Here is a 15717-nt window from a genome sequence, read left to right as displayed (position 1 = left end):
AGTGGCTTTTCTTGACTTTAGCCTGTCAAAATGAAGAAAAGAAAGGTCAGCTACCCTCCATCTTCTTAAGGTCCTCCATGACCTTGTTGTACTTGGCCTGGGCGGCGTTCCTCCACTCCTGCATGAGCTGGCTCTGGAAGCCGGCGTCCGTTGCTATCTTGTTGTTTATCTTGGCCGCATACTCCTCCGTGAAGGTTACCATTTTACCCGTGAGCGGGTCCTTGAACTGTATCGGTGCGGTCAGTTCTTCCTTGAGTTTCTCAAACTGCTGCTGTGTTATCTTGCCGCTCTTGTAGGCGTTGACTATGGCCATCCAGGTCTGGTGGAGCGGGCCATTGACGTCGATGAGGGTGGCCTTGAAGTAGTACTGAAGGGCGTTCACGGTCTTGAGGGCCTCATTGTCGTTGAACGGGATTCCCTTGCTCGTTATAGCGAGCTTGTAAGCCTTTAGAAGGGCCGGCCTGGCCTTACCGAAGGTCTCACCGGCGTACTTGCCGTTGAAGAGAACCTTGGCCTCATCCTGGGTTATGGTCTGGTTGAAGATACCGGCGTTAATCGGAAGCCTGTTAACGTCGGGGCTCATCCAGACGGCCTGTCCCTCGGTTAGAACCCAGTAGATGAAGGCCTGAGCCGCCTCGGGGTGCTTGCTGTACTTGAGGAGTGCAATCGGGTCACCGTTGATGATACTCTCGCCCTGCGGGATGACGTAGACACAGTTCGGGTTCTGCTTCATGGCGGTGTAGCCGTAGAAGTCGATGGTGTTTCCAGCGGCAATCTCACCGTTGATGACGGCGTCCCTGACGGCGTCACTCGCCTCGTAAACCTTGGAGTTCGCCGCTATGATGGTCATTATGCGCCATCCCTTGTCCCAGCCGAAGGCCTGGAGGATAATCTGGTAAATCCTCGTGTTGGAGGTGCTCCTGGTCGGGTCGGCTATACCGTACATCGGCGGGTCGCGGGCCCACTTGTAGGTGGCTATGTCCTCCCACTTGTGCGGGAACGGGAGCTTCTGCTTCTCCAGAACCTGCTTGTTGACGGTGAAACCGAACGACGAGAGGGCCGCGGCAATCCAGTAGACCTTACCGTTCTCCTCCCTAATCATCGGCATTCCGGCGAGGGTCTTGGGAATCTGCTTGCCGATGAGGCCGAGGACCTTCTGGTCGGTTATCGGGGCGAGGTAGCCCATCTTGTACATGTCATCGAAGAGGGTCGGACCTCCGCCCCAGCCGACGTCGGCACCCTTCTTGATGTACTCCGGCCAGAGGGACTCGGGAACGCCTATGAACTTAAGGTTGGTTATGTGGTACTCCTTGGCTATCTTGCTCTTGAGGAAGAGCTCCTTCGTGAGGTACTGAATCGTCGCATCGTGTCTCGTGACTATAACAAGGGTTATTCCCTTGGAGTTCTGGGTCGCGGTGCCACTTCCGCTGCTACTACTACCGCTAATACAGCCGCTGGCCACAACGCTAAGGCCCAAAACGAGTATGAGGAGGACTCCAAGCATGCGCCTCATGGCAATCCCCACCCCTTCTTTGGGCATCTTTTAAAAAGCGTGTTGGTTCAACGATATAAAAAAGAAGGAAATCACTTCCTCCTCCTGAGGAGGAGCGGAACGACTGCAAGACCCACGATAAGGGCCGGGCCACATATCTTGCTACCGCTTGAAGAGCTCTGGCTCTCCTTGGTCATCTCAACACTCCACTCGAGGATGTTGGCTATGACGGTCGGCCCATCAAGCTTGACACCGTAGTACTGGCTGACCCACATGGGCTCGTAGCCGCCAATCGGAGTCTCACCGCTGACTATGATGACGTCCGGCTTCTTGTCCTTGCCGACGTTGACAATCTGGGCGGCGACAATTGGGAACTGGCCGGTGCTTCCGGCGGAGTACGCCTTTCCGGCCGGGGCACTGTTCTCAGTTATGTCCGAGTGATTGCTCGAGTGTATGATAACGTAAGCGTTGTCCGGCTTAACCTTTGGTTCGAGTGGGTGCCAGGCCCCGCTTCCGTCCGGCTTGTCAACCCAAGCGACGACACCCGGACCGTGGGCAAGAATCTTACCGCCGTACTTAAGGTTCTGGACGAGGATTGACCTCTTCGGGGTGTCCTTCCACGGGTCGTCGTAGGCGACGACACGGTAGGACTTTCCACCGGCGTTGCTGACGGCATCCTCAACGGAACAGAGGTCAACACGGAGGTTGGTTATGTTGAGCTGGTCGAGGAGGCTGTCGACGAACTGCTGGGTCTTGGCACCGTTTCCGTAGTCGGAGTCACCGGCGACCCAGAGAACCTTACCGCCGAGCTCAAGCCACTTCCTGATGGCCTTAATCTCGTCGGGGTAAAGTGGGCTGATTGGCTGGCCGAGGATAAGGATTGTAACGTTGTTCTTCACGAGGGCGTCATAGGTTATCTTGCCGCCGATGTCCTTGATTCCAAGCTCGGACTCGTACTTGGTGTCACCGAAGTAAACGAAGGTGTACTGCGTCAGCGTCTTGAGCATGCCCTTCGTCAGGAGCTTGCCCTTGTAGGTGGCATCCGTCAGTCCCTTCGGGTTCTCCCCGTGGGCGAGATCCACCGCTATAACAACCTTGCCGGTGTCAGCGGCGCTGACCGCTGGGCTGGCAACCACCCCAAAAACCGACAGCAGAACGACTGCCGCCAACAGTACTGCAACCTTCCTCATGGTATCACCGTCCTCTTTAGCGATAATGCGGTTATAAATCTTATCGCTCGGAACTTTAACGAGCCAGAAAAACTTCCGCAAAGCCCTTAAAGCCTTCCGCCGTTTCAGGCTCAGGTGGTAGTGATGGACGTTGAGGAAAAGATTGAGCTCATAAAGCGCAAGCCGACGGAGGAGCTCCTCACCGAGGAGAACCTTAGGCACCTTCTCGAGATTGGAATCCCGATGCAGCACTACATCGGCTTCGAAATCAGCGGTTACATTCACCTCGGAACCGGACTCATGGCCGGAGCCAAGATAGCCGACCTCCAGAAGGCTGGGATAAAGACTAGGATTTTCCTGGCTGACTGGCACAGCTGGATAAACGACAAACTCGGTGGTGACTTGGAAACCATTCAGAAGGTCGCCCTCGGCTACTTCAAGGAGGGCATGAAGCAGAGCATCAAGGTGATGGGCGGAGACCCCGACAAGGTCGAGTTCGTTCTGGCCAGCGAGATACTGGAGAAAGGTGATTACTGGCAGACTGTAATAGACATCTCCAAGAACGTCACCCTCGCGAGAATGATGCGCTCGATAACGATAATGGGGCGTCAGATGGGAGAGGCGATAGACTTCGCCAAGCTGATTTACCCGGCGATGCAAGTTGCTGACATCTTCTACCAGGGCGTCACCATAGCCCACGCCGGAATGGACCAGAGGAAGGCCCACGTCATAGCGATTGAAGTTGCCCAGAAGCTTCGCTATCACGCCCTCGAGTGGAACGGCGAGAAGCTCAAGCCCGTTGCTTTACACCACCACCTCCTCCTTGGCCTGCAGGAACCGCCGGTCTGGCCCATCGAGAGCGAGGAGCAGTTCAAGGAACTTAAGACCCAGATGAAGATGAGCAAGAGCAAGCCCTACTCTGCTGTGTTTATCCACGACAGCCCCGAGGAGATTAAGCAAAAGCTCAGGAAGGCCTTCTGCCCGGCGAGAGAAGTTAAGTACAACCCCGTCCTCGACTGGGCCGAGTACATAATCTTCCGCGAGGAGCCGACGGAGTTCACAATCCACCGCCCGGCCAAGTTCGGCGGCGACGTCACCTACACCACCTTTGAGGAACTCAAGAGGGACTTCGCGGAAGGGAAGCTCCACCCGCTCGACCTCAAGAACGCCGTCGCCGAATACCTCATCGAGCTCCTCAAGCCGGTTCGCGAGTACTTCGAGAAGCACCCGGAGCCACTTGAGCTGATGAGGCAGGTCAAGATTACCCGCTGATTTTCCTTTCCCTTTACCGGTGATAAAATGCCAGGGATTGACGAAAAGGACAGGGAGGTTCTAAGAATCCTCCGCTCAAACGGCAGGATTACACTGACCGAGCTTGGAAAAAGGGTCAACCTCTCTCCAGCAAGCGTGAAGAGCAGGCTTGAGAAGCTCGAAAGGCTCGGGGCGGTTAAGGGCTACTCGGCGGTGATTGACCCTGCTTTCCTCGGGGACTTCGTGAGGGCCCTGGTGTTCCTGCACTTCGAGCGCTTCGACGAGGGGCTCGGCCCCATGATAAGGGACATAGCGAAGCTCGACAACGTGGAGTTCCTGTACATAAAAACCGGTGACTCACAGGTGCTCATCAAGGCCACGTTCCGAGACACCGCGGAACTGGAAGAGTTCCTGAAGAGCCTGAAGCGGAAGTTCGGCAGGAACCTGAAGTTCATCGAGGCGAACCTCGTCGTAGAGGAGCTTAAAAACTGCTGGCTCGCCGATGAGGACGCCTCCCGACGCTGAGCCGTGATGAGTGGACGGCTGACCGAGGCGGTGAAGATGCTCTTCGTAATCAGACCCGGAAGGAAGAAGAACGAGCTTGAGGCCTTCTTTATCGAGAACGAGCCGGAAAAGCTTAGCGAGATGAAGAACCTGAAGGCCGAGCGGATATTCCGCCTCATAATGCGAGAGGGAAGGCTCTTCAAGGTTCTGGAGGGGAGCAACTATCGCAACCCGAAGGAGATTGAGAAGCTTTTAAGGCAGGCGAGAATCGTCCTCGTCAACGCGGACGAGTGGGAGGACTACTTTAAGAGGAGGCTCCAGAACAAGCGCGTTGAGAAGGCCGAGCTGTGCCGTCTCTGCCTCCTCGAGGGCAGGATAACCGTTCTGACGCCCGGCAACAGGATAAAGTACCGCAACGAGTACATCTGCGAGCGCTGTGCCGAGGACGAGCTTAAGAGGGAGCTCAGGTTTAGATTCAACAGCATAGCGATGTTCGAGCAGGCGAAGAAGCTCCTCGACAGGTTTAGGGACCTTGATAAAGTGCTCTACGCCTTCGACCCGCGCTTCGACCCGACGAAGCACCCGGAAGTCACCAAGTGGGACGAGCTGAAGGCCAAGCGCGTCAAGGTCGAGAAGGTCAAGGTTGACGAGCTCCCGCTTCCGGAGAGGTTTAAGGAAGTTCTGAAGGCCGAGGGCGTGAAAGAGCTCCTTCCCGTTCAGAGTCTGGCCGTCAAGAACGGCCTCCTTGAGGGAGAGAACTTACTCGTCGTTTCCGCGACTGCGAGCGGTAAAACGCTAATCGGAGAATTAGCTGGAGTTCCCAAGGCGATGAAGGGGAAAAAGCTCCTCTTCTTGGTTCCGCTCGTTGCTTTGGCAAACCAGAAGTACGAGGACTTCAGGAGGAGGTATTCGAAGCTCGGGCTGAGGGTTGCCATTCGCGTTGGAATGAGCCGTATAAAGACCAGGGACGAGCTTGTGGTTGTGGATACCGGCATAGACGCCGACATCATCGTGGGAACCTACGAGGGAATAGACTACCTCCTCCGCGCCGGAAGGAAGGTAGGCAACGTCGGGACGATTGTAATAGACGAGATACACACGCTCGACGACGAGGAGCGCGGACCGAGACTTGATGGACTAATCGCGAGGCTGAGGAGGCTTTACCCGAAGGCCCAGTTCATAGGCCTCTCCGCTACCGTCGGGAATCCTGAGGAGCTGGCTAAAGAGCTCGGATTAAAGCTCGTCCTCTACGACGAGAGGCCGGTTGACTTGGAGAGGCACATCATAATAGCGCGCAACGAGTCCGAGAAGTGGCGCCACATAGCCAACCTCTGCAGGGCGGAAGCGATGAGGAAGTCGAGGCAGGGCTACAAGGGGCAGACGATAGTCTTCACATTCTCAAGAAAGCGCACGCACGAGCTTTCAGCCTACCTCACGAGCAAGGGCCTCCGCGCGAAGCCCTACCACTCCGGTTTGCCCTACAAGCAGAGGAAGCTTACCGAGATGGAGTTCCTGGCTCAAAGGCTTGACGTCGTCGTCACGACCGCCGCGTTGGGGGCTGGTGTCGATTTCCCCGCCTCCCAGGTCATCTTCGAGAGCCTCGCCATGGGCAACAAGTGGCTCTCTGTTAGAGAGTTCCACCAGATGCTTGGAAGGGCCGGAAGGCCCCTCTACCACGAGAAGGGCAAGGTCTACCTCGTAGTCGAGCCCGGGAGAAAATATTCGGCCCAGATGGAGGGAACCGAGGAAGAAATAGCTTTCAAGCTCCTGACGGCCCCGATAGAGCCGGTTCAGGTTGAGTGGAGCGACGAGCTTGAGCAGGACAACGTTCTCGCTCACTCCTGCGTTTTCAACAGACTTGACGTCATCGAAGAGGTCCAGGAGCGTTGTTTGGGGGCCAACCAGAGCGCCGAGAAGGTTTTAGAAAAGCTGGAGGAGTTCGAGCTCGTAAGGCTCAAAAAGCCCCTCGTCGAGGTTACTCCTTACGGAAGGGCCGTGAGTATGAGCTTTTTACTGCCAAAGGAGGCCGAGTTTATCCGGAAGAACCTTCGGGAGAAGCCAGCAAGGTGGATTGCGCTCAAGCTTCACCCCTTCGAGAACCTTTACCTGAGTGGAACGCTCCAGAGGGAGCTTGAGGGGGCCGTGAGAGGCAGGATAAGCTCCAACGTCTTCTCGCCGAGCTTCGCTTCTATTCTGGAGGAGCTTGACAAGGTGATTCCCGAGCTGAGTCCCAATTCCGCGGAAAGGCTGTTCACGATTTACCAGGAGTTCTTTATGTGCGGTGAGGAAGACTGCACCGAGTACGCGATGGAGCGCGTCGGAAACCTCATAATCGAGCTCCGCAGGAGCGGGAAGCACCCAAGCCAGATAGCGGAGCACTTCAGGAAGGTTTACGGCCTCATCGTTTACCCGGGAGACGTCTTCACTTGGTTGGATGGCATCGTCAGGAAGCTTGAGGCGGTGGAGAGAATCGCAAGGGTCTTTCGCGTGAGAAAGGCCGAGGAGGAAGCAAAGCTCCTCAGAAGGGAAATAGAGGAGGGGAGAACCCTCAGCTGAGCCCGAGCTTTCCCTTTATCTTCTCCTTGAGGCCAACTTTAAAGGCGCTTATGATTGGAACCATCCGCTCCACTGCGTCGTGTATCTCCGATGCAACCTTCTCGAGATTCCGTATCAGGTTTTCCTGCTCCTCCATCGTTGAAGTAACTTCCTCCGTTGAGGCCGTCGTCTCTTCGGAGCTGGCCGCGAGGTTCTCCATCGCGCGGAGGGCCTTCTCTACCTCCTCCCTCGTCCGGAGTATGCTCTCCTTGACCTCCTCCATCTTTGGGGTGACCTCCTCTATGAGAGTTGCTATGTTGCCGAGGTACTCAACGGTTTCCTCAAGCCCCTTTGAGCTCTCTCCCACCACAGAGACGCTCTGATCCGTGAGCCGTGAGGCCTCATCGATGCGCTCGGTTATCTGGACGATTATGTTCCTTATGTTGTCGGCGGCCTGCTTGCTCTCCTCCGCGAGGCCCCTTATCTCCTGGGCAACCACCGCGAAGCCCCTACCGGCTTCTCCTGCCCTCGCTGCCTCAATAGCCGCGTTCAACGCGAGCAAATTCGTCTGCTCCGCGATGCTCGTTATGACGTCGGTTATGCTGACGATGTTCTTGCTCATCTCCTTGATGTTGTCAACCGCCTCTTTGACGAGCTCTATGGTGCGCTGGATTCCCGCTATCTGGCTGGCCGAGGCCCTGCTCCTCTCGCGTCCCTCGTTCGCTATCTCCACCACTTCCCTCATCGAGACCTCGAACTCCTCCATGGCCTTAACGCTCTCCCCGCTGATTTCCTCAACGTAGCGCATTCCCTCGGTTATCTCGTTGATGTTCTCCTGCTGTCTCTGCGCCTCGACCGCTATCTGTCGTATCGCCTCGGTTCCCTGGGCGACGAGGTTAACGCCCTCGCGGGACATTTCAAGTAGTCTCTGGGAGCTGTCCTCGAGCCTCTCAGTCGTCTCCTTCAGCGTGCCGAGCATCTCAATGAGCCTCTTCCTGAAGGTCTCAAGGGCCTGGTGGAGCTTCGCGAACTCTCCTTTACCCTCAGGCAGGCTAACGGACAGGTTTCCCTCAGATAGCTCCGTGATGTAGCTTATCAGGAGGTCAAGCTCGCGCTGGAGCTCATCGCGCTTTCTCTCGCTCTCCTCGTGGACGCCGACGAACTCCGACGTAATGTTTCCAAGGTAGCGGAGGAGGAGAACCGCGATAACGACGCTGAGAACGAGCATAACTATGAGATAGTACTCAAGGTAGGTCATCTTCCTGCCAAAGGTCTCGCTGTAAAGACCCACAGCGGTGTTCATCTCCGCCAGGAGCTGGTCGTTGTGGGTTATGATGTAGTTAAGCGCCTTCTTGAACTCAGGACTGTTGGGGTCGTCCTTGGCGACGATTTTGACGCTCGCGTAGAACGGTTCCCAGAGCTTCTCAACCTTTTCAAGCTGGTCGCGGACTTCTGGAGGTGCGGGGGGTACGTTCCACTCCTTGTCGTGAATGGGGGCCTTTCCACCGTAGAGGAGGGCCTTGAGGCATGTGTCAAAGAGCTCCGCTGTCGAGAGGAGGTCATCGCGGTAGGAGTCGTTTCCGAGGGCAACAATGAGGGCTTCCTTGGACATCTTCTGCGTGAGCATCCTCTGCCTGCCCGCGATGTCAATGACGATTCCGTCCGCCTTTGCCTTGCTCGCGTAGAGGAACACCCCTGCAACGGACACGACATTGAGGATGAGCATCACTATAATCCCCAGCCGGACAACCCGCTCCATTCTCATGAGCGTTCCCCAAAATTGTTACCTTTGGGAACTTAATTGGGTTTTGTGTAGGTGCGGATGTAGAAACAAAAGAGAAATCAAACCTGAAGGACCATCTGGGCCGGGTCGCGGATTGCGGGGCCGAGGCCGATGATGTAGACCGCGAGGTACCAAAAGCGCCGCTCCTCCTCGTCCGGAACTAAGTACTTGAGAGCGTAGTAGACGACGACTAGAATCAGGGTTATCCACGGGTAGTAAACGAAGGCCCCGAACCAGTGAACGAGGTGGCTCTCAATCCAGTGGACCTCGTGGTAGTGGTAGTCATGGATTCCAACGACCGTTGAACCCATATCGTAGTAGTGAGCTAAAACCGCGTAGAGGTAGAGCTTATCGAAGGGCCTCCAGTGGTAGTAGGCTAAAACCACGGCCCAGCTTATGAAGGTGTAAAGGAGCGTCAGCTCGTATGGGCGCCAGTTCTTGGCGTGAGTTACGAGCATGTAGTTCGCCCAGAGGGCCAGAACCGTTCCCCACCCGATTGTAATCTTTGGGTAGGTCTTGAGCTTCGCATCGGCCACTATCGCAGGAACTATAAGGACAAAGGCCGTGAAGAATATTCCAGGGGTTAAAATAAGCGGATTCTCGGGCAGGACGCCCCCATCAACGAGGGCCCTCACCGTTGCCCCAAAGACGACCATCGGCGTTACCGCCCAGAAGAGCCGCTCATCGACTCTGATTTTCAGGGGCTTTATTATGTAACGGTAGGAGTAAATGACTCCAAGACCGAAGAGGAAGGCGTAAACGAACGTGTTGACGGCGTTGTAGCCGCTCCTAGTGAACATTGGATGCCAGAATTCATTGTAGAAGAAATCCCACAGAGCCTTCTCGATGCCCATTTTAACCACCGGGGGTCGTTGGCGTCGAACCTTAAAGACCTTTTGGAACAACTTATTAAGGTGAATGCCGTAGGTTGTATGAGGTGGTATCATGTACGGTCATCCCGCTGGACCTGCACTTACGGGTCTCGGAACGCTCGCCCTCCTCGGCTTCCTCCTTGCCCTCTTTATAGCGGGGCTAATCTTGGCCTTCAGTGCGAAGCTCGTCGGTATAAGGGACGCGTCCATAGTCGGCGCAATGGTCGCAATAGTCGGGGGAGGAATCCTCGGCGCGATAGTGGGTGGAATCGTGGCGCTGGTGTTCTCAATCGCAGGCCCGATGGGAGTAGCGCTCGGCTGGCTCGCCTTCATGGTTACCTACGTCTGGGTCATCAAAGCGGTGTTCCACACCGACTGGGTCAGGGCGTTCCTGGCGTGGCTGATAGCGATAGTGGTTGAGCTAATCATAGCCGGGTTCCTTGGCCTCATCGGGGTCGCTACCCTCGGTGTAATGTTACACCCCTGAGCGGAAAAGATAAATAGAACCTCCGCGAAGGATAAACGATGCCGGGCTTTTTCCAGCCAGTTGAGGAAATCAGCGGGATAAAACCCTTCGAGGGCTTCCCGGTCGAATTCAGCCGGGGTTCGCTGTCGGCCCTCGTATCAACCGATGAGTTAGCCGGCTCGCTGTTCGTCCACACCCTGCTCGGTGAGGCGCTCAAAGCTGGAAAGGCCTACCACGTCGGGCCCAAGAGGGCGTTCTCCCCATCAATCCTTAGGGCCCTTGAAGTCGATCCGTCCACCCTATTATCGGCCAGCGTTTACAGCGCCGATGAGCTCCTCCAGGCCCTTGATTACGTTGAAGACGAGTCAACGGTCCTCGTTTCCCAGTTCCCAACGCTAAAAGGTGTCTCCAGGGAAACACTTCTGGAACTGAGAAGGAGGGCCGATGAGGGTTCGCTCACGCTCGTCCTCCATCACGAAACCCTTACCTTCAACGAGCTCGACCTTCCGGGAGAGTTCGCCCGGCTCTTCCTCCTGCCCGAGCTCTTCGATTCTCTCCTCGTCCTGAGAACTAGCTCCTACCGCGGGCATTACAAGCTAAACGCCACCGCCCTCAAGGCCCCGCCAGAGCAGATAGCGAGCCTTGGAGACCACTCGATTCCCGTTGACTCGCTCGTCAGGACGCTCACCGGTAGATGACGACGTGCCCGAAGCCAAGGGCAAAGCGGAGGTACAGGAGGGACGCGAAGCAAACCAGCAGGATTGCAAGGGCCAGGTAGTCCCTTCCCTTCATCGAAATGTCTCTGTAAAAGGTTCTCTTCTTGCTCGCTCCAAAGGCCCTACTCTCAAGGGCTATGCTGAGCTCGTGGGCCGTTTTGAGCGAGGCAACGATGAGAGGAATCAGGATTGGAATCGTCTTCCGAATTCTCTCCAAAAGGTTTCCCCTGTCGAGCTCGAGACCGCGACTCCTCTGGGCGTCCATTATCGTGCCCGCAATGCCGTAGAGCGTCGGAATGTAGCGGAGCGCTATCGTCAAAGTTAAGCCAAGCTCATAGGGGAGGCCGAGCCTGACAAAGCCGAGTATCAGCTCCCTCTGCCTCGTCGTCATCAGGAGCTGGAATGTCACAAGCCCAAAACCGAGCAGGCGAAGCGAGAACGAGACACCGAGGAGAAGGCCGGTGAGCCTCGGTTTGTAAACGAGTGGCCAGATTACGACGGTTAACGCAACGATGAAGAGGAGGGGTTTGAGGAGTCTCAACTGCTCGCCTATTCCGAGCTTTCCGAGCAGTCTGCCCGAGAGCAGGATGAGCAGGAACAGGGGGATGAGAACCTTCGGGTCGTTGAAGAGCATCAGCGAGGTTATTCCGATGAGCATGCCGATTATCTTGACCCGTGGGTCGAGCGAGTGCAGGAGCGAGTCCCTTTCGACGTAGAACTGGTAAATCACTGCCTAACCCTCCTCGCAAGCTCCTCAACGCTCCTCACGAAGCCGGCACCAAGATTCTCAGCGAGGGCGAGCAGTTCGGGCATCTCAAGCCCGTGGCGCTCAAGGTTGAGGCTGAAGAACTCCTCAACCGGGCCGTCGAAGGCCTTCTTCCCATCCTCCAGTAGAACCACGCGCTCAGCGAGCTCGAGCACCAAATCCATGTCGTGAGTTATGAGCAGAACCCCGTGGCCATTCTCGCGGAGTGATTTAATCGTCTCGACAACGCTCCTCTCGGCCTTCCAGTCGAGTCCCGTCGTTGGCTCGTCAAGTATTAGGTACTTCGGCCTCATCGCGAGCACACAGGCTATAGCCAACCTCTGCTTCTCCCCACCGCTCAGGGAGTAGGGCGTTCTCTCCTCGAATCCCTCAAGGCCAACCGCCCCGAGGGCCCAGCGAACCCGCTCCTCGACTTCATCCTCGCCCAGTCCGAGGTTCTTCGGCCCAAAGGCGACCTCCTTGAAGACGGTCTCCTCAAAGAACATGTGCTCGGGGTTCTGGAAGACGTAGCCGACCCTTCTGCTCAGCTCCGCTACCGTGTGCTCCCTCGTGTCCATCCCGTCAACGAGAACCCTTCCCCTCGTCGGCTTCAGAAGGCCGTTGAGGTGCTTGGCCAGTGTCGTCTTCCCGCTGCCGTTCGGGCCGACTAACGCGAGGATTTCCTCCCCAAAAGCCAGGTTTATTCTCCTGAGGACTTCCCGCCCGTTGTAGGCGAAGTGAAGGTTCTCTACCCGTATCATCGCTTAGAGCTCCCCCGAACCCTTAAAAACCTTCTCAGACCATCCTCGACAGCGGGCAGCACCTTCCTCGCAACTTCGAGGAGCGAGACCTCTCCGAGCAGCATCCTGAGGGAGATGGCGCCCTCCGGAACGGGGTTGTTCACGTTGAGGCCGACCCCCACGACGGCGCGTCTCACCTCCTCCATCTCGCCGGAGACCTCGACGAGGACTCCCCCGAGCTTCAGGTCTTCGACGTAGATTGCCTTTCCCACGGGTTCGGCGCCTACGCCGAGGTCGCTGAGAGCATCCAAGAGCGCCGAGAGCACGGGCTCCAAAATCGAGCCGGCCTCGGAGAGGCGAAGCTCCGGCGAGATGGGCACGGAGAAGTACAGGCCGCCGGGAGGGGAGGGCCAGCGGCTGCCCCTTCTCCCCCTTCCCGAGCGCTGGGTCCCCGCAACTACAAAGGTCCAGTCGCCCAGTTTCCACGCGACGTCCATTGTTGAAGCCGTCTCCGGCAGGTAGACTGAGCTGACGGGTAGCTCCCACGGATAGGGGACGTCCGGTTTTCCCTCGAGGACGTAGCCCTTCCCGGTCGAGCGTATGGAGTAGCCGAGCTCCCTGAGCTCCCGCACGTGCTTCCAAACGGCAACGCGCGAGATTCCGAATCTCTCAGCCAGTTCCTCCCCGGAAAGGGGAAATGGGCCTGCCAGAATCGCCCTCTTGACGGGGCTATCGCGAAGCATTCTCTCCCTCGGCACGGTAGTTCGTTAACCCAAACCCTTTAAAGCTTAACGGAAGTGTCCGTCGGTGGTGGCATGAAGGCGAGGGAGGTATCTTTGACTGGACTGTTCGTGGCGTTGACGGCCGTTAGCGCCCAGATTCAAGTTCCCTTCGGGCCCGTTCCCTTCACGCTTCAGGTCTTCGCGGTCATCCTCTCAGGTCTCTTACTCGGTTCGAGGCTCGGCTTCACGAGTCAGGTCCTCTACGTCTTAGCGGGTGCCATCGGTTTTCCTGTCTTCGCCGGATTCGCTGGCGGTTTCGCCCACATCTACGGCCCGACTGGCGGTTACCTGCTTGCGTTCCCCCTTGCCTCACTCATAGCTGGACTCTTCGCCGAGCGCTCAGAGAGAGTGGAAGTGTGGCTCCTCGGGTCAATCCTCGGAATCGGCGTGATTTACCTCCTCGGCTGGCTCAGGCTGGGCCTCTATCTAAACGGCGACTTTGGAAAGGCCCTCGCCGTTGGGGTGCTCCCGTTCGTCCCTTTCGACATAGCGAAGGCAATCCTGGCCGTTGGAGTTGCAAAGGCCGTTAAAAGGGCTCTCCCCTGGCTTTGAGCTCTTCAATCGTTTTCTCCGCGAAGGCGACGTCGAGGGAGTTCCTGACGCGGAAGAAGCTGAGGGTTATTTTGGGATTCCTCTTCGCCAGCTCCTCTATCGAGACCGGCTCGTAGTCAAGGAACTCGGTAACCCTTGAAAAGCTCCTGTAACCCTCGGCGAGCGCCGATTCTATCGCATCCCTCAGCGCGTCCGGCTCGTAGACCGCGTGAAATACCTCGGCGCTCCCGTCGTTCCAGACTGGGATTAGCGCCTCAGGTTCGTTCTCGTAGAAGAGACCGATGAGGTAGTTCACGAGGAAGGGCATTATAAGGGGCATGTTGCCCTCGACCAGGAAGAAGGGTTCGTCGGGGAGGGCTTTGAGAAGTGCCTCCATCTTGCTCCTTGCCGTTACTGGAATGGGCTTGGAAACGTGGAGCGAGTAAGTCTTCAGCTTGTCCCCTCTGACTATTGTGAGCGTTTCGTTGATTCTCTTGGCGGTTAAGAGCCTCCTCTCCGTGAGCTTGATGACGGGCTCCCCGTCCACGGGCAGGGTGTAGTTCTCCCACCTCTTCTCCGGAAACGCGAGTATAACGCCGAGCATGGTGCGAACTAAAGGGCCCGGTTTAAAAATCTCCCGGCCCGAAAGTTTTATATACCCTAGGTTACTAAAAAACCACGGCAAGAACGCGGAGGTGATGGGAAATGGCCGAGATGATAATACCCTATCCACAGCTCCAGAAGATTCTGGAGAGGACCTGTGAGCTCGCGGTCATCAAGCCGAGGGCCGAGGAGATGATGGACATCGTTGAGAAGAAGCTCAGCGACCTCTTCGAGGTTGCCTATGAGAACGCCAAGGCCGAGCGCTCGAGCACGATAAAGATGCGCCACATACCGATTACCAAGGGCTTCAAGAACAGCCTGAACCTCTTCAGGGCGGTCATCGAGGACGAGAAGGTCCAGATTGAGCCCATCAGGAAGTACGTCCTCAAGAAGATACCGGGCGACATCCCGCTCGAGGAAGAGGTTGTCAACGAGCTTCCAATTATCGCGGGAACGCTCTTCGTGCTCATTGGAAGGGTTATCAAGGCCCTCCACCCGGAGATTAAGAACGTCTACCCGGAGCACATCGAGGAGGCCAAGAAGGTTCTGGATTACACACTTTGATTTTTCTTTTTGTGATATTCTCTTTTAAACGCCGTCCATAACGAAAAGTTTATATATTATTGGATAAGCGATTATTAATGGTGATACCATGACTCAACTGGCATTGTTTTATTATGCTGGAAAGAAAATTACACCCAAAGAACAAATTGCAGAGTTTATAAAATATTTCGATGGAGTTGTGCTATTGTCCACCGACGAAGGAAAATATTCGGATTTTTCTACGCTCTTGAGTGACATGAAAAAGTTCGTAGCAGAATCCGGTTTGGGATTTGAAATATGGGTGGAAATCCCATATTATGATGCTACTAAAACACCCAGGGCTCTAGAGGATATGAAGGATTGGATAATTAAAGTTGAATCCTCTACTGTGGCTAGGAGGGTAACAGGGTACTACTTCAGTCTGGAGGGAGCAGGGGCCGTGTCTAGTGATTCTACTAAAATAAAAAACATTGTGAGTTACATTAGAGACACTTACAAAAAACCTGTACTGTGGATACCCATAGAAAGATGGGAGGACCGTGATCCATTGTATTTAACAAGAAAATGTGTACAAAAAGTAGGATTTACTCATGTAGCTCCGCAACCCCATTATTACATGGTCACCGACACTAAAGGTGATTACTACAGACCAAATGGTATGAATTATCAAGATTTAAACGAGTTTATGTGGTTCTGCCATGAAAATGGGTTCGGTGTCGAGATGGAATGGGACTCAGCAGTTAGAGGGTATTGCGAGCACTGTGGGTACGGATGTGATGCCGTTAAGTGCACAGAGAGAGCAAAAGACTACTTAATATCTCTCAGGGACATTGAAGAAGAATATGGAAAGTTTCCATATGTTGTTTACTATTTTAGCACAGACATTAACAACTATTTAAAAGTGGTGAGGTAATGAAAGGAATTTTCGATGATACATTTAAAAACATCATTCTTCTTTTGTTTGTTTTAGGATTATTCACTCTAG

The 15717-nt window shown here is 55.5% G+C and carries 16 protein-coding genes; 8 read left to right on the top strand and 8 right to left on the bottom strand.

What is annotated here, in order from left to right:
* Positions 1-46 precede the first annotated feature (46 nt).
* Together ACYQ04_RS04010 and ACYQ04_RS04005 are read right to left on the bottom strand one after the other, a co-directional pair.
* Complete coding sequence (locus tag ACYQ04_RS04010; RefSeq protein ID WP_460127541.1) at positions 47-1513, bottom strand: ABC transporter substrate-binding protein; 1467 nt, start codon at positions 1511-1513, stop codon at positions 47-49.
* A gap of 71 nt (positions 1514-1584) precedes the next feature.
* A complete protein-coding gene (locus tag ACYQ04_RS04005; RefSeq protein ID WP_460127539.1) occupies positions 1585-2682 on the bottom strand; it encodes a CGP-CTERM sorting domain-containing protein in 1098 nt (365 codons plus the stop codon).
* Between the two features lie 123 nt (positions 2683-2805).
* On the opposite strand from ACYQ04_RS04005, the gene ACYQ04_RS04000 reads away from it, so the two are divergent.
* The 3 genes from ACYQ04_RS04000 to ACYQ04_RS03990 are packed head-to-tail and all read left to right on the top strand — an operon-like array spanning position 2806 to position 6972.
* Complete coding sequence (locus ACYQ04_RS04000) at positions 2806-3933, top strand: tyrosine--tRNA ligase (protein ID WP_460129826.1); 1128 nt, start codon at positions 2806-2808, stop codon at positions 3931-3933.
* Between the two features lie 27 nt (positions 3934-3960).
* Complete coding sequence (locus tag ACYQ04_RS03995) at positions 3961-4437, top strand: Lrp/AsnC family transcriptional regulator (protein ID WP_460127538.1); 477 nt, start codon at positions 3961-3963, stop codon at positions 4435-4437.
* A gap of 36 nt (positions 4438-4473) precedes the next feature.
* Positions 4474-6972, top strand: coding sequence for a DEAD/DEAH box helicase (locus ACYQ04_RS03990; RefSeq protein WP_460129824.1), 2499 nt, complete (start codon positions 4474-4476; stop codon positions 6970-6972).
* Here ACYQ04_RS03990 and ACYQ04_RS03985 read toward each other — a convergent pair.
* Both ACYQ04_RS03985 and ACYQ04_RS03980 read right to left on the bottom strand, forming a co-directional pair.
* Complete coding sequence (locus tag ACYQ04_RS03985) at positions 6965-8716, bottom strand: methyl-accepting chemotaxis protein (protein ID WP_460127536.1); 1752 nt, start codon at positions 8714-8716, stop codon at positions 6965-6967. The two genes, ACYQ04_RS03990 and ACYQ04_RS03985, sit on opposite strands and share 8 nt — an antisense overlap.
* A gap of 77 nt (positions 8717-8793) precedes the next feature.
* The gene (locus ACYQ04_RS03980; protein ID WP_099211120.1) at positions 8794-9588 is read right to left on the bottom strand and encodes a DUF63 family protein; all 795 of its coding nucleotides are present in this window, start codon (positions 9586-9588) and stop codon (positions 8794-8796) included.
* A gap of 91 nt (positions 9589-9679) precedes the next feature.
* Here ACYQ04_RS03980 and ACYQ04_RS03975 point away from each other — a divergent pair, with 91 nt between their 5' ends.
* On the top strand, positions 9680-10093 hold the full coding sequence (locus tag ACYQ04_RS03975; RefSeq protein ID WP_460127535.1) for a hypothetical protein: 414 nt from the start codon (positions 9680-9682) through the stop codon (positions 10091-10093).
* 38 nt (positions 10094-10131) lie between these two features.
* Positions 10132-10770: a hypothetical protein gene (locus tag ACYQ04_RS03970; protein WP_460127533.1), complete on the top strand. Its 639-nt coding sequence runs from the start codon at positions 10132-10134 to the stop codon at positions 10768-10770.
* On the opposite strand, the gene ACYQ04_RS03965 is transcribed toward ACYQ04_RS03970, so the two are convergent.
* Genes ACYQ04_RS03965 through ACYQ04_RS03955 form a run of 3 tightly spaced genes read right to left on the bottom strand, consistent with a single transcriptional unit; the run spans position 10757 to position 13031 of the window.
* Positions 10757-11518: an energy-coupling factor transporter transmembrane component T family protein gene (locus tag ACYQ04_RS03965; RefSeq protein ID WP_460127532.1), complete on the bottom strand. Its 762-nt coding sequence runs from the start codon at positions 11516-11518 to the stop codon at positions 10757-10759. The two genes, ACYQ04_RS03970 and ACYQ04_RS03965, sit on opposite strands and share 14 nt — an antisense overlap.
* On the bottom strand, positions 11515-12294 hold the full coding sequence (locus ACYQ04_RS03960; protein WP_460127530.1) for an energy-coupling factor ABC transporter ATP-binding protein: 780 nt from the start codon (positions 12292-12294) through the stop codon (positions 11515-11517). Before ACYQ04_RS03960 ends, ACYQ04_RS03965 begins: the two co-directional genes overlap by 4 nt.
* Positions 12291-13031, bottom strand: a complete 741-nt coding sequence (locus tag ACYQ04_RS03955) for a biotin operon repressor (protein ID WP_460127528.1) — start codon at positions 13029-13031, stop codon at positions 12291-12293. Before ACYQ04_RS03955 ends, ACYQ04_RS03960 begins: the two co-directional genes overlap by 4 nt.
* 57 nt (positions 13032-13088) lie before the next feature.
* Between ACYQ04_RS03955 and ACYQ04_RS03950 the strand changes: the two genes are divergently transcribed.
* Positions 13089-13607: a biotin transporter BioY gene (locus ACYQ04_RS03950; RefSeq protein ID WP_460129821.1), complete on the top strand. Its 519-nt coding sequence runs from the start codon at positions 13089-13091 to the stop codon at positions 13605-13607.
* On the opposite strand, the gene mobA is transcribed toward ACYQ04_RS03950, so the two are convergent.
* The gene (mobA, locus tag ACYQ04_RS03945) at positions 13582-14190 is read right to left on the bottom strand and encodes a molybdenum cofactor guanylyltransferase (protein ID WP_460127527.1); all 609 of its coding nucleotides are present in this window, start codon (positions 14188-14190) and stop codon (positions 13582-13584) included. The two genes, ACYQ04_RS03950 and mobA, sit on opposite strands and share 26 nt — an antisense overlap.
* 101 nt (positions 14191-14291) lie before the next feature.
* Here mobA and ACYQ04_RS03940 point away from each other — a divergent pair, with 101 nt between their 5' ends.
* Together ACYQ04_RS03940 and ACYQ04_RS03935 are read left to right on the top strand one after the other, a co-directional pair.
* The gene (locus ACYQ04_RS03940) at positions 14292-14753 is read left to right on the top strand and encodes a DUF1931 family protein (protein ID WP_167915001.1); all 462 of its coding nucleotides are present in this window, start codon (positions 14292-14294) and stop codon (positions 14751-14753) included.
* 88 nt (positions 14754-14841) lie between these two features.
* Positions 14842-15645, top strand: coding sequence for a hypothetical protein (locus ACYQ04_RS03935; protein WP_460127526.1), 804 nt, complete (start codon positions 14842-14844; stop codon positions 15643-15645).
* The last annotated feature ends 72 nt before the right edge of the window (positions 15646-15717 follow it).

The sequence above is a fragment of the Thermococcus prieurii genome (assembly GCF_054657655.1).
Note: the sequence above shows the minus strand (reverse complement) of the source record. Positions and strands in the feature narration are given on the sequence as shown.